Source organism: Streptomyces sp. NPDC005955, from assembly GCF_042871255.1.
Lineage (GTDB): Bacteria > Actinomycetota > Actinomycetes > Streptomycetales > Streptomycetaceae > Streptomyces.
In genome coordinates this window covers 737,859-758,689 of sequence record NZ_JBIAIF010000001.1, presented here as the reverse complement: position 1 = coordinate 758,689, position 20,831 = coordinate 737,859, and the positions used below count along the sequence as shown (strand labels likewise).

Genomic DNA, 20,831 nt, shown 5'->3' with positions numbered 1-20,831 from the left:
CACGAACGGGCGCTGTTCACGCTGTTCACGCCGGTTGCGCCGTTCGCGTCGTTCAGACCGGTCGCGGGGGCAGGGGCGGGCGGGAGTGGTCGGGGACGGCCGAGAGGTCGGGGGGTGCGGCGGCCGGGTGCCCGGCGAGCAGGTCCAGGGCGAGGGCCACCGCGTCGTCGAGGACCGCGTACCGTCCTTCGGCCCAGTCCAGGGGGGTGCGCAGGGTCGCCAGGTCGGGTTCGACGCCGTGGTTCTCCACGGACCACCCGTACGCGTCGAACCAGGCGGCGTTCATCGGGACGGTGATCACGGTGCCGTCGCCCAGCTGGTGACGGCCCGTCATGCCGACGACCCCGCCCCAGGTGCGTTGGCCGACCACCGGTCCGAGGCCCAGCAGTTTGAACGCGGCGGTGATCATGTCGCCGTCCGAGGAGGTGGCTTCGTCGGCGAGGGCGACGACGGGTCCGCGGGGTGCGTTGGAGGCGTACGAGACGGGTTGGGCGTTACGGGTGAGGTCCCAGCCCAGGATGGTGCGGGTCAGCTTCTCGACGACGAGTTCGCTGATGTGGCCGCCCGCGTTGCCCCGGACGTCCACGATGAGCGCGGGGCGGGACACCTCCATCCGCAGGTCGCGGTTGAACTGGGCCCAGCCGGAGCCGCCGAGGTCGGGGATGTGGAGGTAGCCGCACTTGCCGCCGCTCAGGTGCCGGACGACCTCGCGCCGTTTGGCCACCCAGTGCTGGTAGCGCAGCGGTCGGTCGTCGACGAGCGGGACCACGGCGATCCGGCGGGCCGGTCCCTCGCCGCCGGCCGGTCGGAACGTCAGCTCGACGGTCGTGCCGCCGGCGGCGTCGAGCAGCGGGAACGGGCCGGCGACCGGGTCGACCGGGCGTCCGTCGACATGGGTGAGGACGGCGCCCTCGCGCAGTCCGGTGCCGGCGAGCGGGGAGCGGGCCTTGGAGTCGGACGAGTCGCCGGGCAGGATGCGTTCGACGAGCCAGCCCTCGTCGCGGCGGACCAGGTCCGCGCCGAGCAGTCCTTGGGGGCGCTGGTAGTGCGGGGGGCCCTCGTTGCGTCGGGCGGGCGTCACGTAGGCGTGCGAGGTGCCGAGTTCGCCGAGGACTTCGCGCAGCAGGTCGGCGAACTCGTCGGGGGTGGCGACCGCGTCGACCAGGGGCCGGTACTGGTCGAGGACGGCCGGCCAGTCGATGCCGCTCATGTCCGGGTCCCAGTAGTAGGCGCTGGTGATCCGCCCGGCCTCCTGGTACGCCTGTCGCCATTCGGCGGGCGGGTCGACGTCGTGCAGGATGCGCCGCAGGTCGATCCAGACGGTGGAGTCGCCGTCGCCGGGTTCCGCGGCGGGCTGGGCGCGCAGTTCGTCCTCGTCCATGACGACCAGTCGGGTGCCGTCGCCGCTGACGGCGAACCAGTCGAGGTGGGCGACGAGTTCGGTCCGTTTCGCCTTGGTGATGTCGAAGTGTTCGAGGGTGGGGCGGCCGGAGGTGTCGGCGGGGTTGGCGAAGGTCTCGCCGAGCGCCCCGGAGATCGGCCAGCGCAGCCAGACCAGTCCGCCGCCGGCGACCGGGCACAGCGCGGAGTACTTGGAGGCGGGGGCGGGGAAGGGGGTGACCCGGTTCTCCAGCCCCTCGGCCTCGACGGTGACCGCGCCGCCGCCGTCGACCGGTTCGCCCTCCTCGGCCGGGTCCAGGCCGCCGGCCGCGGGCCGTCCGTCGGGCAGCAGGGCGAAGGGCGAGGGGGTCGCGGAGGACAGCGGCACGAGGTAGGGGCGGCAGCCGAGGGGGAACGACAGATCGCCGGTGTGGACGTCGTAGACCGGGTCGAACCCGCGCCAGGACAGGAAGGCGAGGTAGCGGCCGTCGCTGGTGAAGACGGGGTTCTCGTCCTCGAAGCGGCCCTGGGTGACGTCGATGACGGACCCCGCTCCGGGCCCCGTCACCCGGGCCAGCTTGATCGATCTGAGGCTGCGCCCGATGCCGGGGTGCGACCAGGTGAGCCAGGCGCCGTCCGGGGAGAACGCGAGGTCGGTGACCGGGCCGTTCAGCGAGCGGATCAGCTCCGTCACCCCGCCCTCCGGCTCCGCCGCGTCCTCGCCGGTGTCGAGCAGGAGCAGCCGTCCGTCGTGCGCGGCGATCGCGAGCCGGTCGCCCTCCGGGTCGGGCACGAGTTCCTGGACGTGGCCGAGCGCCCCGACGGCCAGTCGCCGGGGGGCGCGCTCCTCGGAGGCGCGCGGCAGGTACGCGATCTCGACGGCGTCGGCGCCCCCGGCGTCGGTGACGTAGGCGACGCGTCCGCCGCCGGAGCCGAGCAGGACCGGTAGGCGCACCCGGACGCCCGGGGTGTCGGCGATGGTGCGGGCGGGGCCGTCGCGGTGGGTGAGCCAGTAGAGGCTGCCGCGCACCACGACCGCGCTGGCCCGGCCGGTCTCGTCCACCGACAGGCCGTCCACGTGGCGGGCGGCCGGTACCTGGTGGGTGCGGCGGCCGGCGCGCGGGCCGCCGAGCCGGACGTCGAGCCGGCGGGGCGTCGCGTCCGGGGAGAGGTCGTCGACGAGCCACAGGGCGCCCGCGCACTGGTAGACGACGCGGTCGCCGTCGCTCGCGGCGTTGCGGGCGTAGAACGCGTCGTGGTCGGTGTGGCGCCGCAGGTCGGTGCCGTCGGGCCGGCACGAGTAGAGGTTGCCGATGCCTTCGTGGTCGGAGAGGAAGGCGATCCGGCCGGCGACGATCATCGGGGACTCCAGATGTCCGCCGAGCCCTTCGAGGAGGCGTTCGCCGTGCAGCCACAGCCGTCCGGTCGCCCCGCCCCGGTACCGCTTCCAGGAGGCCGGTTCGTGCGGGGGCTTCCCGGTGAGCAGCAGGGTCCTCGGTTCGCCGTCGAGGGGGGCGAGCGCGAGGTCACTGACCGGGCCCCAGGGCAGCCGTCCGCCCGGTGATCCGTCGGTGGGCAGCCGGTACGCCCAGCCGAAGTAGCTGAAGGGTTGGCCGTGGGAGGCCACCGCGAGGACGTCGCACTCCCCGGTCCCGTCCCCGGCGTTCGCCTCGGGGGGCGCCCATCCGCAGACCCGGGTGTCGGGCGCGCCCCAGTAGGTGAGGCGTCGGGCGGGGCCGCCCGCGACGGGGACGAGGTGGACCTCCGGGTCGAGGCTGCGCCAGGTGGTGTACGCGATCTGGGTGCCGTCCGGGGAGAAGCGGGGGTGGCCGGCCCGGGTGCGGTCGACGGTGAGCCGCCAGGCCCGGTCCGCGGGCCGGTCGTCGCGGGGCAGCGGGGACAGCCAGAGGTCGTCCTCGGCGACGAAGGTGAGCAGGTCGCCGTGGAGGTGGGGGAAGCGCAGGTAGGCGGGCGGGGCGGCGGTCGCCGCGGCGGAGGGGACGGGACGCGGTGGCTGGCCTGTGGGGTCGGTCACCCCTCCATGGTTTTCCCGGGTCACGGCACCGGCAACTCGGTGCGGTGCGGTGGGCCGTGGCGTGCCGTGCCGTGCTGTGGCGCAGGACACGTACGAAACCGTTTAGTTTCGCTAGCGGGGTCCGGTAGTCTGAAGCGCGTACGAAACGGTTTCGTACCGATCAGGCGGCCGTCGTTCCGGTTACCCACCAGTGGGTACCACCGAGGACGGTGGCCACGAGACCGCCGCGCGGTCAGGAGGGGGACGAGGATCATGGCCGAAGTGACGATGACGCGCCGCAGCCGGATCACCCCCGAACGCGAGGCGGAACTGTACGACGCCGTGCTCGACCTGCTGCGTGAGGTCGGGTACGACGGGTTGACGATGGACGCCGTGGCGGCGCGCACCCGATCCAGCAAGGCCACCCTCTACCGCCAGTGGGGGAGCAAGGCCCGACTGATCGTCGAGGCGTTGCGTCGACGGCAGAACACCCATGTCGGCGAGGTCGACACCGGCTCGCTGCGCGGCGACTTCCACGCCATGGTGCAGCGTGCCGACGACTGCGAGATGGAGGAGGACTCGGCGCTGATCCGTGGCCTGGCCATGGCCGTGCACGCCGACCCCGACCTCCTCCAGGTCTTCCGGGAACGCATCATCGAACCGGAACTCGCCGAGCTGGACGTCGTGTTGAACCGAGCCGTCGAGCGCGGCGAGGTCAGTGCGGACAACCCCGCCCTGGGGTACGTCATGCACATGATGCTGGGCGCTTTCGTCACCCGCACCCTGATCGACGAGTCACCCCCCACGCAGAACTATCTCCTCGACTACATCGACGCCGTGATCATCCCCGCTCTCGGCCTCTGAACACCCCTGGCCGCGGCCCGGGTCCCGTGCGGTCCCGGTCACGTCCACAGCACCTCCACCTCCCCACGCACCACTGGGCTCCGTCCCGCTCCGTCGGGCTGTGCCCCGCTCCACCTGACGCGACCGCTCACGTCGTCGGGCTGGTGATCCCTGCCCTGTAAGCAACACGACCTGACCGGGAGTACCACTGTCGTGGCCACGTTCCTGTACAAAGTAGGCCGGTTCGCCTTTCGGCGCCGGCACTTCGTCGCCCTCCTCTGGGTGGCGCTGCTGACCCTCGCGGGGGTCGGCGCGGCCACCGCACCGGCCCCCGGGGCCGGCTCCTTCTCCATACCCGGCACGGAGGCGCAGCGCGCCTTCGACCTGCTGGACGAGCGGTTCCCGGGTTTCGCCGCTGACGGCGCGACCGCCCGGGTCGTCTTCAAGGCCCCCGAGGGCGAGAAGATGACCGACAGCGAGCACAAGGCGGTCGTCCAGGAGACCGTCAAGGAACTCGGCGCGGACAAGCAGGTGGCGAGCGCCACCGACCCGTTCGCGACCAAGTCCTTGAGCGAGAACGGCGAGATCGCGTACGCGCAGGTCTCGTACAAGGTCAACAGCATGGAGCTCAAGGACGACTCCAGGGACGCGCTGGAGAAGGCCACCGAGGACGCCCGGGTCGGCGGACTGACCGTCGAGGTCGGCGGTGACGCCCTCCAGGTCATGCCGAGCACCGGCACCGCCGAGATCATCGGCATCGGCGTCGCCGCGGTCGTCCTGGTGATCACCCTCGGCTCGCTCGTCGCGGCCGGGCTCCCGCTGCTGACCGCCCTCATCGGCGTCGGCATCGGCGTCTCCTCCATCGCCGCCCTCGCGAAGGCGCTGGACCTCGGCACCACCACGTCCACCCTGGCGATGATGATCGGCCTCGCCGTCGGCATCGACTACGCCCTGTTCATCGTCTCCCGCTACCGCGCGGAACTGGACGAGGGACGCGAGCGCGAGGACGCGGCCGGACGCGCGGTCGGCACCGCCGGGTCCGCGGTGGTCTTCGCCGGCCTCACCGTGGTGATCGCCCTGGTCGGCCTGGCCGTCGTCAACATCCCGGTGCTCACCAAGATGGGTGTGGCCGCCGCCGGGACCGTCGCCATCGCCGTGTTCATCGCCCTCACCATGATCCCCGCCCTGCTCGGCTACGCCGGTCGGAAGATCCGCCCGGCCAGCGCCAAGGGCCGGCTGCGCGGCGGCAAGAAAGCCAAGGGCGCCGCGGACGTCCCGGCCCCGGTCGCCGACGCGGAGAAGGTCAACCTGGGCACCAAGTGGGCCCGGTTCGTCATCCGGCGCCCGATCATGGTGCTGCTCATCGGTGTGCTCGGCCTCGGTGCCGCGGCGCTGCCCGCCGGCTCGCTGGCGCTCGGACTGCCGGACGACGGCGTGCAGCCGACCGACACCACCCAGCGCAAGGCGTACGACCTGCTGTCGGACGGCTTCGGCCCCGGCTTCAACGGTCCGCTGCTGATCGTCACCGATGTGAGTGGCGTCGACGACGCGAAGGGCGTCGTCGAGGACGTCCGCACGACCATCGAGGGCGTCGACGGGGTCGTCAACGTCTCCCCGGCCACCTTCAACAAGGCCGGCGACAGCGCGATGATCACGGTCGTCCCGAACTCCAAGCCGAGCAGCACCGAGACCGAGGACATCGTCCACGCCATCCGTGACGCGGGCGCCGGCCTGGAGTCGAAGCACGACGCCGATGTCTTCGTCTCCGGTGCCACGGCGATGAACATCGACTTCTCGGAGAAGCTCAACGACGCGCTGGTGCCGTACCTGGCACTCGTCGTCGGCCTCGCCTTCCTGCTGCTGATCATCGTCTTCCGGTCGCTGCTCGTGCCGCTGAAGGCCGCCCTCGGGTTCCTGCTCTCGGTGCTCGCCGCGCTCGGCGCCGTCGTCGCCGTCTTCCAGTGGGGCTGGCTCGGCGGGCTGTTCGGGGTCGAGGAGACCGGCCCGATCATGTCGATGATGCCGATCTTCATGGTGGGCGTGGTCTTCGGTCTGGCCATGGACTACGAGGTGTTCCTCGTGACCCGGATGCGCGAGGCGTACGTGCACGGGGAGCGGCCCGGCCAGGCCATCGTGACCGGCTTCCGGCACGGGGCGCGGGTCGTGACCGCCGCCGCGGTGATCATGATCGCGGTGTTCGCCGGATTCATCGGGGCGAGCGACCAGATGATCAAGATGATCGGGTTCGGTCTCGCGATCGCCGTCTTCTTCGACGCGTTCGTGGTCCGGATGGCGATCGTCCCGGCCGTGCTCGCCCTGCTGGGCGACAAGGCGTGGTGGCTGCCGAAGTGGCTCGACCGCGCCCTGCCCAACGTGGACGTGGAGGGCGAGGGCCTCAAGGACCTCGACGCCGTCGACCGCGGTGACCGCGGGGACGACGACCGGGAGTTGGCCCGGGTCTGATCCTGATCCACCGGTGCGGGGCCCCGGGCGGCGCGAACGCGGCGCTGCCCGGGGCCCCGTCCGTGCGTCCGGTGCGCCTTCCCGGTGCGCTCTGCGCGAGGGCCGCTGCGCTCTGCACGAGGCGTGGACGGTCGGGACCTTTGGCCTAGTGCCTTCCGACCGGGCGGTGTCCGCCCGTGGACGGTGGGCCCGGTCGGCACCGTCCCGATAGCCTCTTCCGTGCCACCTGCTCCCCGGTCGGTGCCCGCCCCTTGGGGAGCCGGTGGCGCGCACACGTACGGGGACGGGCGCGGCCACGGGAGGCCCTGATGAACGTCGCCGAACCGGTGTCCGCGCTCTTTCCCGGCGCGTCCGGGCGGATCGTCACCGCACTGGCCCGCCACCGCCGGGCGGGCGGCGCACACCTGACCCTCGCCGAACTGGCCCGCTCCTCGTCCGTCGTCGCCTCCCAACTGGAAGCGGTGCTGTTCCGGCTGGGACTGCTGGGGCTGCTGGAGCCGCGGGCCCGGGGCGAGGACATCCGGATCGCCACCGGGCACCTGGTGTGGGAGGCGCTGGACGGACTCCTCGACCTCGGCCCCGCGCTGCGCGAACGGGTGCGCGCCCGGGCCCTGCGGGACCTCGATCCCGCGCCCCGGTACCTCGGGATCAGCGGTGCGGTGGCCGACGGTACGGCCACCGGGCCCTCCGACACCCTGCATCTGACGGTGACGGCCCCGGCATCCGTGCCGGACGGGTGGGTCGGCGACCTGGAGGAACTGGTCCGAGGACTCGCGTCCGACCTCGGCAACATCGTGACGTACGACGTGACCCATGACGTACCGCATGACGGGCCGGACGGACCAGACGCCGAGCGGGCACCGGGAACGGTCACCGTGCTCGACGCCGAGCGCTAGCCGGGCGGGAGCGAAAGGGGCGGGCGGCGCGGCTCAGCCCAGTCGTCGGACGCGGGCCGCGGCCACCGCGGCGTAGGTCCGGCCCAGGAAGCGGATCAGCGCCTGCGAGTCGAACTGCACCAGGGACACTCCCGTGGCCGAGTGCAGTTCCACGACCGCCTGGGCGCGACCGCACGGCCAGATGCTGACCGGGCCGTTGGCCACCGGGGCGGTCAGTCCGCGTTCCAGCAGGTCCCGGGTGAAGACCCAGTCGTCGGGGGCGGTCCCTCCGACGACGCTCGCCGGGAGGGTCATGTGCACGGCTCCGGGGTCGTTCTCGGGGTCGTAGGACAGGAACACGGGCACGGCGGAACGTTCCCCCGCGGAGTCCGTGACGACATGGGCCCGGGCGCGCTCCTTGACGGCGGTCATCGGACGACTCCTCACGCTCGCTGCTCTGCGCCCCCAATGTCGCATATCTTCATGTATGTGCACCAGGGGTGATCGAGGCGGGGTCCGGGCCGCGGTCCCGGCTCCGGTGTCGGGGCGGCACGGCAGGCGCTCTTGCGGCGCCTGGGCAACAGCGCCATCATCGGACGGCTCACCGGGCCCCCCGTCCCGTTGCAGTGCCGCGCACTCCCCGACGCCGGAGGCCGCTCATGCACGTGCCCGATGGATTCCTCGACGCACCCGTCTCGGTCGCCGCCGGCGTGTTCGCCGCGGGGGCCGTGGCCGTCGGCCTGCGGGGCGCCCGCCGCGAACTGGACGCGCCCCCGGGCGCCGGCGCCCCCGGCGCGTCCACCGGGGGCGAACGGCTGGCGCCGCTCGCCGGACTCGTCGCCGCCTTCGTGTTCGCCGCCCAGATGCTGAACTTCCCCGTCGCCGCCGGGACCAGCGGCCATCTGATGGGCGGCGCCCTCACCGCGATCCTCGTCGGCCCCTGGACCGGGGTCCTGTGCCTGTCGGTCGTGCTGCTGCTCCAGGGCGTCCTGTTCGCCGACGGCGGGCTCACCGCGCTCGGCGTCAACATCACCGTGATGGGCGTGGTCACCGTCGTCACCGGGTACGTCGTCTTCCGCGCCCTGGTGGCGGTGCTGCCCCGGGGCCGCCGCGCCGTCACCGCGTCCGCGTTCGTCGCCGCCTTCCTCTCCGTACCGGCCGCCGCCCTCGCCTTCACCGGGCTGTACGCGGTCGGCGGCACCACGGACGTACCGCTCGGCAAGGTCGCCACCGCCATGATCGGCGTCCATCTGTTCATCGGGCTCGGCGAGGCGGCCATCACCGCACTGACCGTCGGTGCGGTGCTCGCCGTCCGACCCGATCTGGTGCACGGGGCGCGGAGCGCCGTCCGGCCGCTGAAGCTCCGGGTCGACGGTCGACTCGTCGACGCACCCGTACCCATTGCGCTCACGACTCCCCGGACCTCCCGCCGGCGGCTGTGGGCGGGCGGCCTCGCCGTCAGCCTGCTGCTCGCCGGGGTGCTCAGCTTCTACGCCTCCGGGGCGCCGGACGGTCTGGAGAAGGTCGCCGCGGACCAGGGCATCGACGCGGAGGAGCGCGACCACGCCACCGCGGACTCCCCGCTCGCCGACTACGGCGTCGGCGACCTCGGCGACACCTGGCTGTCCGTCGGGCTCGCCGGGGTCATCGGGGTCGCCGTCACCGTCGCCGCCGGAACCGGGATCTTCTGGGCGGTGCGCCGGCGCGGCGGCCCGGACCCGGGCGCGGCGGACCCGTCCGGCCCCGGGGTGACCGGCGAGGCCCCCGGCCCGGGGACGACCGGCGTGCCGGAGCGGTGACGGGCATGACGGGCATGGGGACGGGTACGGGGGCCGGCCCGGGCGCGGGGCACGTGCGGGGGCTGTACCTGCCCGGGACGTCGCCGCTCCACGCCCTGCCGGCGCACACCAAGATCGCGTCGCTGCTCTGCTTCGTGCTGGTCGTCGTCTCGACGCCCCGGACCGCCGTCTGGGCGTTCCTGGGCTACGGGGTGCTGCTCGCCGCCGTCGCCCGACTGGCCCGGGTGCCGGCCGGGACGCTGCTGCGGCGGCTGCTGATCGAGGTGCCCTTCCTCGCCTTCGCGCTGCTGCTGCCCTTCGTGGCCGAGGGCGACCGGGTGCCGGTCCTCGGTCTCGCGCTCAGCGTCGACGGGCTGTGGGGTGCGTGGAACGTGCTGGCCAAGGGCACGCTCGGGGTCGCCGCATCCGTCCTGCTCGCCGCGACCACGCCCCTGCGGGAGCTGCTGTCCGGCCTGGAACGGCTGCGGCTGCCGGGGCCGCTGGTCCAGATCGCGACGTTCATGGTCCGGTACGTGGACGTCATCGCCGACGAACTGCGACGGATGCGGATCGCCCAGCTGTCCCGGGGGTTCGAGGGCAACCGGCTCCGGCACTGGGGGGTCCTGGCGCACACGGCCGGGGCCCTGTTCATCCGCGCCTACGAACGGGGGGAACGGGTGCACCTGGCGATGCTCAGCCGCGGGTACACCGGCGCGTTGCCGGCCGCCCGGGAGGTGGCCGCGGCGCGTCGGGACCGGGGGCGCGGGGGTCGGGTAGGCGGCGGGGGCTGGGCGCAGGGCGGCGGGGTGCGCGGTGATTGGGTGCGTGCCCTCGCGCTGCCCGCCGCCGCGGTGGTCCTGGGCCTGCTGGCGCGGGTCCGATGACCCCGGACCCGGACCCCGTGTCCGGCACCCCCGCCGCGCCGCCGCCCTCGCTGGACGTACGGGGGCTGGCCCACGCCTACCCGGACGGGCACCAAGCCCTGTACGGGGTGGACCTGCGGGTCGAACGGGGCGAACGGGTCGCCCTGCTCGGACCCAACGGTGCCGGGAAGACCACCCTGGTCCTGCACCTGAACGGGGTGCTCACCGCGGGCGCGGGCAGCGTGCGGGCCGCCGGCCTCACCATCGGCCCCCGCACCGTCCGGGAGGTGCGCCGCAGGGTCGGCATCGTCTTCCAGGACCCCGACGACCAGCTGTTCATGCCCACCGTGCGCGAAGACGTGGCGTTCGGCCCCGCCAACGCCGGGCTGCGCGGCGCGGAACTCGCCGACCGGGTCGCCGAGGCCCTGGACCTCGTCGGCATGGGCGCCCACGCGGACCGCGCCCCGCACCACCTCTCCCTCGGGCAGCGGCGCCGGGTCTGCGTGGCGACGGTCCTGGCCACCCGCCCCGAGGTCCTCGTCCTGGACGAACCCTCCTCCCACCTCGACCCGGCCTCCCGCCGCGAACTCGCCGACGTCCTGCGCGCCCTGGACCTCACCGTCCTGATGGTCACCCACGACCTCCCGTACGCCCTGGAACTCTGCCCCCGCTCGGTGGTCCTCAGCGAGGGCGTCATCGTTGCCGACGGCCCCACCGGCACCGTGCTGGCGGACCCGGAACTGCTGCGCCGCCACCGTCTGGAGCTGCCCTTTGGCTTCGACCCCCGGGCGGTGCCGCCGCCCGTCACCGGGCCGGGGCCGCACCGGGAATCGTCCTGACCCGGTGGGCGTTACACGCGGTGCCACCGAGTACGGGGGGAACAGCACCATGGCCGCCGAAGCGGACACACAGATAGCCGGCACGCACATCCACGGCACGGTCGCCGAGGGCTTCGAGGGCGTCCGGGACGCCTTCGAACGCAACTTCACCGAGCGCGCCGAACACGGCGCGGCGCTCGTCGTGCACCGCGACGGCCAGCAGGTCGTCAACCTGTGGGCGGGCGCCCGCGACCTGGACGGCGGCCCCGACGGCGCGCCCTGGGCCCGAGACACCGCGCAGATCGTGCGCTCCGCGACGAAGGGCGTGGCCGCCGCGGCCCTGTTGCTGCTCCACCAGCGCGGTGCGCTCGACCTGGACGCCCCCGTCGCCGCGTACTGGCCCGCGTACAAGGCCGAGGGCAAGGACGGCACCTCGGTCCGGCACGTCCTCGCGCACCGCGCCGGCATTCCCGCGCTGGACCGGCCGCTGACCCCCGCCGAGGCCGCCGACCCGGAACTGACCGCCGCCGCGGTGGCCGCGCAGCGCCCGTTCTGGACGCCCGGCACCGACCACGGCTACCACGCCCACACGTACGGCTGGCTGGCCGCCGAACTCGTCCGCCGGGTCACCGGGGTGCCGTTCGGCCCGTGGGTGGACGAACACATCGCCCGGCCCCTCGGACTCGACCTCTGGGTCGGACTGCCGCCCGGCGAGGTCCACCGGGTCGGCCGGGTGGGTGCCAGCGAGGCGCCCGCCACCGCGTCCGACGGGCCCCGGCTGCGGCCCCGGCGCAGCGTCTCCGCCGCGTACGCCGACCCCGGGTCGCTCACCCGGCGCACCTTCGGGGCGATCACCCCGGTGCCCGACGAGAACGACCCCGCGTACCGGGCGGCCGTGCTGCCCGCCTCGAACGGGATCATGACGGCCCGGGCGCTGTCCCGCTTCTACGCGGCGCTGATCGGACCGGTCGACGGCGGGCCGCGGCTGTTCACCCCCGAAACGGTGGACCTCGCCCGGACCGAGGCGTCCGCGGGGGCCGACCGGGTCCTCGTCATCAACACCCGGTTCGGCGCCGGGTACATGCTGCACGGACCCGCGTCCCCGCTGCTCGGCGCGGGATCGTTCGGGCACCCCGGACGGGGCGGTCCGCTGGGGTTCGCCGACCCGGACAGCGGCATCGCCTTCGGCTACGTGACCAACGGACTGCGCAAGTCGGTCACCTCCGACCCCCGCGCCCAGGCGCTGGTCCGCGCGGTGCGGACGGCCGTCGCCGACTGAACCGCGGCGGACACCGGGGTCCGACCGGAAGGTGCTCGCAGGGGACTCGATCCAGAGCGATCTTGGCGGGTAGGTTCCGTTCATGACAGCTTCTGCACGGAGGTTCGAGGGACACGGGGTCATGGTCACCGGCGCGGGCCGGGGGATCGGTGCGGCGACGGCCCGCCGGTTCGCTGCGGAGGGGGCGCGCGTCCTCGTCACGGACGTGGACGCGGACTCCGCCGAGCGGCTCGCGGCCGAACTGCGGGACACCGGTGCCGTCGCCGAGGGCATGCGGTGCGACGTGAGCCAACGCGCCGATGCGGAGGCGGCCGTCGAGCGGGCGGTCGGGTCGTTCGGTTCGCTGGACGTCCTGGTCAACAACGCGTTCGCCGCGGCGGACGAGCCCGGGCGGATCGAGGAACTCTCCGACGAGGAGTGGGCGCTCGGCCTGGACGTCACGCTCACCGGGGCGTTCCGATGCGCCCGGGCCGCGATGGCCGCGCTGGAGGCGTCCGGACGCGGGGCGATCGTCAACGTCGGCTCCGTGAACGGCATCCAGGACTTCGGCGGCCACGCTTACAGTGCGGCCAAGGCCGGGCTCATCTCGCTGACCAGGACCCTTGCGGGGCACGGGGCGGGGCGCGGGGTGCGGGCCAACCTCGTCGCCCCGGGGACGGTGCGGACGCCCGCCTGGTCGGAACGGGGGGACGACGTCGACCGGTTCCGCCGGCTGTACCCGCTGGGGCGGGTGGGGGAGCCCGCGGACGTCGCGGCGGCGGTGGCGTTCCTCGCGTCCGCGGACGCGGGGTGGATCACCGGCGTGACGTTGCCGGTGGACGGCGGCATCCTCGCGGTCAACATGGCGTTCCAACGGGTCGCACCCCACGGGTAGCGCGGGTGCGCGGGGTGCGCGGGGCCGGGGTTCGCTGGGGTCCGTGGTCTGCCGCGGGTGCGTGGGGGGTGCCCGCGCAGTTCCCCGCGCCCCTTCGGTGCGCTGTGGTGCGGGTTCGCGGTTCGGCGGGGTGGGCCTCAACGCGCCCTGATGGTGTGGCGGGCCCTTTCGGAGGTTTCGCGGGCAGCGCGGTGTGCGAGATGGGGACGGAGAAGACGGTGGATCTCTGCCGCGTGCCGTTCGGCGCGACCGGATCGGACCGCGTGGTATCCGTCGAGAACGGCGCCCCAGGTCGTGCAGGCTTCCTCAAGGTGACCCATCTCCAGTTGCCGCTGCGCGAGGAGAGCGTTGAATCGTAGGGCGGACCTGGGGGTGTCGCTCTCGTCCCGCAGACGGAAATGGAGATTCAGCGAGTCCACGCTGCCCTTGACGTCACCCGAGTGATAACGCACTTGTGAGGTGGCGTAGGCCAAGGTGGAGTAACTGAATCCCCCGAACCCCCCTGCACCGCTGTCCGCAATGTCCAGGGACTTCTCGGTTTCCCGGATGCCGTTCAGCGCCGTCCGCTTCTCGCCCGCGACGGCAGCGGCGTATCCCCGCTGTGCGGCGAAGAACGCCCGCATGCGGGGACCCGTCGCGGGGGCTGCTGCTGCGGCGTCTGCCAGCCGGACGGCGTCCGGGCCGTGACCCAGGTCGGCGGCTTGGACGGACATGCCCCGCAGGACATGGCAGTACGTCAGGTGGTCACCGCCCTCTCGGGCGAGTTCGAGCCCCTTCACGTAGTACCGCTGTGCCAAGCCGTGCAGTGCCTCGTCCTCCGCCATCCATCCCGTCAGGTAGCAGAGGAAGGCGGCTGCGGACAGCATCGCGCGGTGGGGTGCGTCGGGAGAGCGCGTGTGCAGTCCGGGGGCAACAGTGTTGACGAGGAACTGAGCTGCCAGTGGCCGGGTGTGCCGTCCACCGAACTCCTCGAAGACCTTCCACAGGCGGTCGGTCATCCTGGTGACGAGCTCGACGTCCGTCATTCCGATGCGCTGTGCGTCACCTGATCGGATGGCTTCGGTCCGGCCCACCGAATCCTGCCACTCGGGAATCTGGACAGCGATGCTGAAGAGGGAAGCCTCAAGGAAGGTGCGACGCTCCATGTCCTGCCTGCCTCAAATCGATCGAGCTCTCCTCAGGCGACAGCCCGGGAAACCGCTCGGGACCTCTCCACGATCTCCTTCGCCCTTCCGTTGGCGGCGTAGCGCCGGAGAAGGCGAGGAATGCTCTCCACGTGCTTGTCGACGCGCCCCGAGTGAACCCGGGGGTATGCATCCAGGACATTCCGCCAGGTGACACAAGCCGCTTCCAAGTTCCCTGATTCCAGCTGCCGTTCGGCGATGAGTGACTGGAAACGCAACCCGGAGACCTGTGTTTCGGACGTGCCCCTCAGTCGGAAGTGGAGCATGAGGGATTCGACGCTACCCGTGACGTCTCCCAGAGCGTGTCTGACCTGTGCGGTGTGGTACGCCAGGGTGGCAGGTCCGTATCCGCCGAAGGGGCCTGGTCCGCTCTCCGCGATGTTCAGGGACTTCTCCGTCGCCATGATGCTTCGCAGAGCGGCTTCGCGATCACCTGCGACCGCGAAGGAATGGGCCTGCTGCCCCAGCATGAAGGCCCGTAGCCGTGGCCCCGCGTTCGGGGAGGTGGCGGCAGCGGCGTCGGCCAGACGCACGGCGACGGACCCGTGCCCCAGGTCGGCGGCTTGGACGCTCATCCCACGGAGGACGTGGCAGTACGTCATGTGGTCCGTACTGGCACCCGCTAGCTCCAGAGCTTTGACGTAGTAGTCCTGCGCGAGTCCGTGGAGCCCTTCGTCCACGGCCATCCAACCGGTGAGGTAGGAGAGGAACGAGGCCGCCGACATCATGGCCTTGCGGGCCGCTTCCGTAGCGTCGGCGCGCAGATAGGGCGCGACGGTGTTGGCGAGGAACAGCGCGGCCAGTGGTCGGGAGTGCTGGCCGCCGAACTGGCTGTAGATTCCGGCGAACCGGTCCGTCATCTTGGTGACCATGTCCACCTCGGGCATGCCCATGCGCGGGGCCGCCCCCGACCGGGCGGACTCCATTCTCCCCACGACGTCCTCCCAGCCGGGAACCGCCAGGGCGACCGAGAACAGGCTGACCCCGAGGAACGCCCGCCGACCGGGAATCGTGTGGGTCACGCCTAGTTCCACGAGCGCGTCCACGGTGCCCTGCTCGAAGGGGTCGGTGGCCGGGAACCCCGCCGTGGCAGGGGTGATCGGGCGCCGCAGCTTGCGGGCGAGTGCTTCGAGGACGAGCGGCCTGGTCGACTCCCTGGGAAGGTGCCCCCTCAGCCACTGGTGCACGGAAGGGGGCCGGAAGTTCGTCGGGGTGCCCCGCTCGGTTCCCATCCGGTTCACCGCTTGCGAGAACTGCCGCAGAGTCCAACCCGCCTCGTGGTGCAGGAGCGTGAGACGTTCGTTCGGTTCACGGATCGCCACGGAGCCGTCAACTCCTCGTATAGCAAGCCTTAATGACTTGAACGTCGAGCGTGGACCCCACCGTACCGCCGTGAGCCCCGGGGATGTTGCGTGGAGTAGTGCGCCAGTCGCAAGGGGTTGCGGAGCCCCGCCCGGCGACCGCGCTACCGGCCGTGTCGCACGGGACCCGTGCGACACGACGGGCAGCGGCAGGACGGCCACGCCAGCGGCTGGGCCATCAGGGCCGGATGACTGGTGATCGTCACCGCGAGGTGCCGCTCACCGACCCGTTCACCGTCCGATCCCAGCTGGTACGTGGAGAGCCGCATCTTCGCGTACGTCGGCCTCGGAGAGGTCACCGGACAGCACCTCCCCGGGTGCACGGGCACGGGCATGCGCGGTCGCGGCCGAGGATCCGCACCCGCATGCGCAGGCCGTCCACGCGGATCCGGGTCACCCCGTGGCAGCCGTGCGCGTACCAGGGGTGGCCCAGGATCCGGGCCAATACGCACGCCGCGCACGGGACCGCCCGGACCGTGTCCGTCTCGCTCACCCGTCGACCGGTTCGACGGGTCGGTGCAGGCGGCCCCCGCGGCTGTGCGCCACCCGAAGCGTCTCGTCCAGCGACTCCACCAACCGCGTCGCCACGAACCGCAACTCCCGCTCGTTCGCCTTCGGATCGCCCAGCAACGCCCGTGCATGGCCGAGCAACTGGACGGCCATGTCGAGCTGTGTGGCCTCCATCCGGTCCGCGACCCTCGACAGGTACCCGTTGCCGCTGTCGGTCGCGAGGTAACACGGCTTCCCGTCCGGCGTCGACCACGGCAACAACCGCACCGCAGCTCCTCCCTCCCCGCTCACCGGCGCACCTCCACACCGGCCGCGTGGCCGGCAGAACCGTAGCGACGGTGCCCGGACGGCGGCAGTAACCACCACAACACGCACTCGAAAACCCGACCGATACACTTCGGCACGTCAACAGCTCCTCAGGCTGATGGCCACGCCCCCGGACGGTTCGCCCCGTCGCGGGGGTCTCTTGTGACAGCGAGTGCAACGACCCTAGAGAGCTCTGAGGCGGGGATCACGAGCGCACGGTGGTACTTCTCGCAGCTCTGCGGAACGCGCCTGCACGCCAGGCAGCAGGCGCATCCGCTGCGCCGTCCCGTGGGAGCGGCATCTACCGCGGAACGCGGTAATTACGCGTCGGCCGTCATCAGGTTGCTCAGGCGGCGCATGTCCCTGGTGAGCTTCCGCTTGCGCCCTTGGACGACGGTCCGCACCACGTCCTGGGCGGGCCGCTGGTGCCTCAACCAATCCGCGTTGCTGAACTCGATGCTGACCAGTCGATCCACGGCGCTGTCGTGATCCCCCACCATCACGTAGGCGGACGCGGTGGTCAGGCGATGGCGGTTCCACTCGTTGTCGGTTTCAGGCACGCCGGCGGCCCGCATGGAGAAGTCCGAGAGCGGCGCCTTGCTCGTGGACTCCTCGATGACCCGGTAGGGATCCCCGCCGTCCCTGATCAGCTCGTCTTCCAGGTCCTTCATCGCTACGACGGTCGCGTCGAACCTGCCGTAGCGCGTGATCTCGCCGGATTGACCCCCCAGCGCGGACGCGGCGGACGCTGCCATGCGTCGGACCGCCGCAGCCTCCTTCGCCCGGTTGTTCCGGACCGCGGCCGCAGCGGCATGCAGCGCCAGCCAGCCCCAGGAACTCAGCCGTGCGGGCGTCGCCTGGGAGATGCGAGGTTCGATGCGGTCCGCGGTCTCGATCGCCAGGCGTTCGGCGTCGTCGAAACGGCCCTGCCGCGTCATGAGCCAGGACATGATGCCGATGGCGGTGGCTGCCGTGTCCGTGTCGTCCACTGCGCGTGCGTCGCGAATCGCACCGGACAGCGCATGGTAGGCGAGGTCGAATTGCCGCACGGCGGTCAAGTACCGTCCGGTCAAGAGCAATGCTTCCGATCGGATCGACAAGGCCGTTGTGAACTCGGGCCCGTTGTCGAAGTGGGTCACCGCCGAGGCCGCATCCCTGACGACTTGCGGGAGATGAGCGGCCACCGGGTCGAATCTGAGTGCATCGTAGGACGACGATCCCCCACGAACGACTTGCCGCAGCGACGCCAAGTCTGGGGTTTCCGCCGCCTCTGGCCTCAGGCCGTCCGCCAGGCCAACGGGTGGTGTGAGCGCATTCCGCAACTCGACCAGCCCGACTGGTGAAGGCTCCCGACTGCCAAGGGCCTCAGGTGTACTCGATGCCATCAACGCCGAGGTCTTCAGGTGCAGGGCCCGTGCGAGCTTGTGGAGCGTCTCGATGCGCACGCTCCCACCCTGCTCCAACTTGGCGACCGTGGAGGGTGCCAAGCCGGCGGCGTGTGCCAACGTCTCCTGGGTCAGCCCAGCGGCCAAGCGCTTGTCGCGGACGTTGTCACCGAGTGCGCTCATGCTTCCCGCCTTACACGTGTGGTGGACGGTTCCCCACCACGGTACGCCTGCCGCGTTTCGCCACGGGGATGGTCGGAGAAGTGTCCGTGCCGACCCATGCGGCGAGCGAGGCGAGACCCTGTGGTGCTCGGCGTTGTCGGCGTACCAGGACGGCGATGGTCTCCCGCATCAGCGGGTGGTACCTGGCCTGCTGCGGAGCCACCTCGCGTGCGCGGTGGAGAGCCACTTCGGCAGACTCGGCTTTGCCCATCTGTGCGTAGGCCCGGGCCATTTCGATGTGGTAGCGACCGATGCGCATCTTGGGGTGGTCAGCAGGGAAGCGCAGTCGGCGGGCGGATTTCATCGCCTCCCCGAGGTTCCCCAACTCGACGGCCGTCGCGACGTCGAAGTGCGCCACGTTCGTCACGCCGAAGGACGTCCAGTAGACGCGGGGAACGTCCCGGCCGATCTGCTTGGCCGCCTGGCGAGCCAGCTCCAGTTGGCCGCTGACCGCGTCCTCGTTCTTCGCCTGAGCTGCCGCGATGGCGCCTGCCAGGTGCAGGGTTCCCGACACCGCCAACGCCGGGACGGATTCCGTCTCGTCGTGCTGGTCGATCAATTGGTGGCCGCGTTCCAGCACCTTCAGCGCCAGTTGGTTGTTCCCTCGCCGTAGCAACATGCTGCTGCGTTTGCTCAGGCGGAGGGCGAGCAGCAAGGGGTCTTGCGCTTGTTCCGCCATCCAGCCCATGCGCTCCAGCGCGATCGTCGCGAGGTGGTGGTAGCCCAGTCGGTAGGCGAACTCGTAGGCCACCCAGTAGGCCCAGCTCAGGGAGGACTCGGCGCTTCTGCGCTCCGCTCCGTGCGGGAGGAGGGCCACGGCGGTCGTCAACTCGCCGAGGAGGCCGGGAAGGCGGGTTCCGACGCCTTTGTACTCCGTCGCGCAGGCGCCGGCGCACAGCTCCTTGACGTCGGCCGCGATCTCGCCAACGGGTCGGGGACGGATCTCCGGATCCGGTCCGAGGTCGTACAGGTCCAGCGCATCGGAGAGCGGCGAGATCATGCGGTCGAGCTGGTCCTGCTGGAGTTCGGAGACGTACGGCTGGCCGTTGAGGATCGCTACGTCTACCTCAAGAGCCCGTGCCACGGCGGCAACGACGGCTGGCGTTGCCGGGGTGAGCCCGGCCTCCACCTTGGCGATCGTGCCCCGGGAGACGAAGGCGCGCTGCGCCAGGCCCGTCTGTGTGAGGTGGCGCAGCTTCCGGTAGTCGGCGATCCGTGCGCCGATGTGACCGTCGGTGGGGTGAGACATGCTGACTCCGTTCTGCCACGGTCACTCAGAACGGTACTCCCGTCGAAACGGTGACGGCGTCCGTCCCGACGGGGCGTGCGGCGCCCCCGCTCACGTCAGCATCAACCCGATGCCCACCGTCAGCAGCGCCGCCGCGACCACCCGTACCGCGCCGAACCGTTCCTTGAAGAGCACCGCGCCGATCGCCGCCCCGACGAGGATGCTGGACTCCCGCAGCGCGGCGACGGGGGCGAGGGCGGCCCGGGTCTGCGCCCACAGCACCAGGGCGTACGCGGCGACGGACAGCGCAGCGCCCAGGAGGCCGATCCACAGGCTGGGCCGCAGCCGCTCGGCGAAGCCGCCCCGCCAGCGCCACAGGGCGTACAGCGGGACGGCGAACCCTTCCAGGATCATCAGCCAGGCCAGGTACCCGGGGGTCGTACCGGACGCCCGGACGCCGAGTCCGTCCACGACGGTGTACGAGGCGATGGACACGCCGGTGGCGAGCGCGGCGAGGATCGCGGGCCAGTCCGGGCGGCTGCCGCGCAGCCCCCACAGGGCCACCCCGGACAGTCCCGCGCAGGCGACCGCGATGCCGGCGCCCTGCCAGGCGTCCGGGTACTCGTCGGCGAACACCGCCGCCAGCACCGTCACCACCAGGGGTGCGCTGCCCCGGGCGATCGGGTACGCCTGCCCGAAGTCGCCGAGTTGGAACGACCGCATCAACAGGACGTAGTACGCGACGTGGAGGACCGCCGACACCGCCAGGTACGGCCAGGCTCCGGCGGCGGGCAGCGGGACGAAGGGGGCGAGGGCGAGGCCGATCAGGGCCCCGCCGCCGGATATCACGGTGAAGCCGACGAGCTTGTCGGTGATGCGGTGCGCGATGGCGTTCCAGGACGCGTGGGTGACCGCGGCGAGCAGGACGGCCGCCGCGACCAGGGGGGTCACCGGGACTGTTCGCGCACGTCCACCACGGTGGCCCCCGCGTGTTTCACCAGCGCACCGGGGTCCAGCGGGAACACCGCGTACGGGGTGCCCGCCGCCGCCCACACCGTGTCGTGGTCGAGCAGTGCGCGGTCGGCGAGGACCCGGGTGCGGGTGCGGTGCCCGAACGGGGGGACCCCGCCGATCGCGTACCCGGTGGTCTCGCGCACCAGGTCGGCGCGGGCCCGGGTGACCGCGTCGGCGCCCAACTCGGTGCGCACCCGCTCCACGTCGACCCGGGACGCCCCGTCGACCAGCACCAGGACGGGAACCCCGTCGGCGACGAAGACCAGCGACTTGCAGATCTGCGACAGGGCGCAGCCGATCGCCGCGGCCGCCTCCTGTGCGCTGGGCGTCGCCTCCGGGAAGCGGCGGACCTCCGGCGCGAGGTGGGACAGCCCCAGCTCGTCGATCGCCTCGATGAACCGGGGGTGCGCCAGGGGCGGTTGGGTAGTCATAGC

Annotated in this window: 18 protein-coding genes; 8 read left to right on the top strand and 10 right to left on the bottom strand. The window is 72.2% G+C overall.

What is annotated here, in order from left to right; translation table 11 throughout:
- Positions 1–52: 52 nt before the first annotated feature.
- Entirely contained in the window at positions 53–3,343 is a 3,291-nt protein-coding gene (locus ACFYOU_RS03220; RefSeq protein WP_391303770.1) for a S41 family peptidase, read from the bottom strand.
- Positions 3,344–3,667: 324 nt separating this feature from the next.
- On the opposite strand from ACFYOU_RS03220, the gene ACFYOU_RS03215 reads away from it, so the two are divergent.
- From ACFYOU_RS03215 to ACFYOU_RS03205, 3 genes are all read left to right on the top strand, one after another.
- Positions 3,668–4,258, top strand: coding sequence for a TetR/AcrR family transcriptional regulator (locus ACFYOU_RS03215; protein ID WP_389762143.1), 591 nt, complete (start codon positions 3,668–3,670; stop codon positions 4,256–4,258).
- A 192-nt stretch (positions 4,259–4,450) separates the two neighbouring features.
- Entirely contained in the window at positions 4,451–6,700 is a 2,250-nt protein-coding gene (locus tag ACFYOU_RS03210; RefSeq protein WP_391303135.1) for an MMPL family transporter, read from the top strand.
- Between the two features lie 308 nt (positions 6,701–7,008).
- The gene (locus ACFYOU_RS03205) at positions 7,009–7,596 is read left to right on the top strand and encodes a hypothetical protein (RefSeq protein ID WP_391303133.1); all 588 of its coding nucleotides are present in this window, start codon (positions 7,009–7,011) and stop codon (positions 7,594–7,596) included.
- A 33-nt stretch (positions 7,597–7,629) separates the two neighbouring features.
- On the opposite strand, the gene ACFYOU_RS03200 is transcribed toward ACFYOU_RS03205, so the two are convergent.
- On the bottom strand, positions 7,630–8,007 hold the full coding sequence (locus ACFYOU_RS03200; protein ID WP_389762136.1) for an SsgA family sporulation/cell division regulator: 378 nt from the start codon (positions 8,005–8,007) through the stop codon (positions 7,630–7,632).
- 227 nt (positions 8,008–8,234) lie between these two features.
- Here ACFYOU_RS03200 and ACFYOU_RS03195 point away from each other — a divergent pair, with 227 nt between their 5' ends.
- From ACFYOU_RS03195 to ACFYOU_RS03175, 5 genes are all read left to right on the top strand, one after another.
- Complete coding sequence (locus tag ACFYOU_RS03195) at positions 8,235–9,374, top strand: energy-coupling factor ABC transporter permease (RefSeq protein ID WP_391303131.1); 1,140 nt, start codon at positions 8,235–8,237, stop codon at positions 9,372–9,374.
- A 14-nt stretch (positions 9,375–9,388) separates the two neighbouring features.
- Positions 9,389–10,237 (top strand): cobalt ECF transporter T component CbiQ, encoded by an 849-nt coding sequence (gene cbiQ / locus ACFYOU_RS03190; RefSeq protein ID WP_391303769.1) that lies wholly within the window; start codon positions 9,389–9,391, stop codon positions 10,235–10,237.
- Entirely contained in the window at positions 10,234–11,055 is an 822-nt protein-coding gene (locus ACFYOU_RS03185) for an ATP-binding cassette domain-containing protein (RefSeq protein WP_391303129.1), read from the top strand. Before cbiQ ends, ACFYOU_RS03185 begins: the two co-directional genes overlap by 4 nt.
- A 49-nt stretch (positions 11,056–11,104) precedes the next feature.
- Entirely contained in the window at positions 11,105–12,313 is a 1,209-nt protein-coding gene (locus ACFYOU_RS03180; protein ID WP_391303127.1) for a serine hydrolase, read from the top strand.
- 82 nt (positions 12,314–12,395) lie between these two features.
- Entirely contained in the window at positions 12,396–13,187 is a 792-nt protein-coding gene (locus ACFYOU_RS03175) for an SDR family NAD(P)-dependent oxidoreductase (RefSeq protein ID WP_389762128.1), read from the top strand.
- Between the two features lie 137 nt (positions 13,188–13,324).
- On the opposite strand, the gene ACFYOU_RS03170 is transcribed toward ACFYOU_RS03175, so the two are convergent.
- From ACFYOU_RS03170 to ACFYOU_RS03135, 8 genes are all read right to left on the bottom strand, one after another.
- The gene (locus tag ACFYOU_RS03170; RefSeq protein WP_391303124.1) at positions 13,325–14,332 is read right to left on the bottom strand and encodes a transcriptional regulator; all 1,008 of its coding nucleotides are present in this window, start codon (positions 14,330–14,332) and stop codon (positions 13,325–13,327) included.
- A gap of 32 nt (positions 14,333–14,364) precedes the next feature.
- A complete protein-coding gene (locus ACFYOU_RS03165; protein ID WP_391303122.1) occupies positions 14,365–15,693 on the bottom strand; it encodes a tetratricopeptide repeat protein in 1,329 nt (442 codons plus the stop codon).
- A gap of 143 nt (positions 15,694–15,836) precedes the next feature.
- Positions 15,837–16,031 carry a hypothetical protein gene (locus ACFYOU_RS03160; RefSeq protein WP_391303120.1) on the bottom strand — a complete coding sequence of 65 codons (195 nt, stop codon included), beginning with the start codon at positions 16,029–16,031 and terminating at the stop codon, positions 15,837–15,839.
- 190 nt (positions 16,032–16,221) lie between these two features.
- Positions 16,222–16,533, bottom strand: coding sequence for a hypothetical protein (locus tag ACFYOU_RS03155; protein ID WP_391303118.1), 312 nt, complete (start codon positions 16,531–16,533; stop codon positions 16,222–16,224).
- A 335-nt stretch (positions 16,534–16,868) separates the two neighbouring features.
- Positions 16,869–18,116 (bottom strand): helix-turn-helix domain-containing protein, encoded by a 1,248-nt coding sequence (locus ACFYOU_RS03150; RefSeq protein ID WP_391303116.1) that lies wholly within the window; start codon positions 18,114–18,116, stop codon positions 16,869–16,871.
- Between the two features lie 10 nt (positions 18,117–18,126).
- Positions 18,127–19,404, bottom strand: coding sequence for a helix-turn-helix domain-containing protein (locus tag ACFYOU_RS03145; RefSeq protein ID WP_391303114.1), 1,278 nt, complete (start codon positions 19,402–19,404; stop codon positions 18,127–18,129).
- A 90-nt stretch (positions 19,405–19,494) separates the two neighbouring features.
- Positions 19,495–20,334: an EamA family transporter gene (locus ACFYOU_RS03140; protein ID WP_389762122.1), complete on the bottom strand. Its 840-nt coding sequence runs from the start codon at positions 20,332–20,334 to the stop codon at positions 19,495–19,497.
- A complete protein-coding gene (locus tag ACFYOU_RS03135) occupies positions 20,331–20,828 on the bottom strand; it encodes a YbaK/EbsC family protein (protein WP_391303112.1) in 498 nt (165 codons plus the stop codon). The genes ACFYOU_RS03140 and ACFYOU_RS03135 overlap by 4 nt, the downstream gene beginning before the upstream one ends.
- Positions 20,829–20,831: the final 3 nt, after the last annotated feature.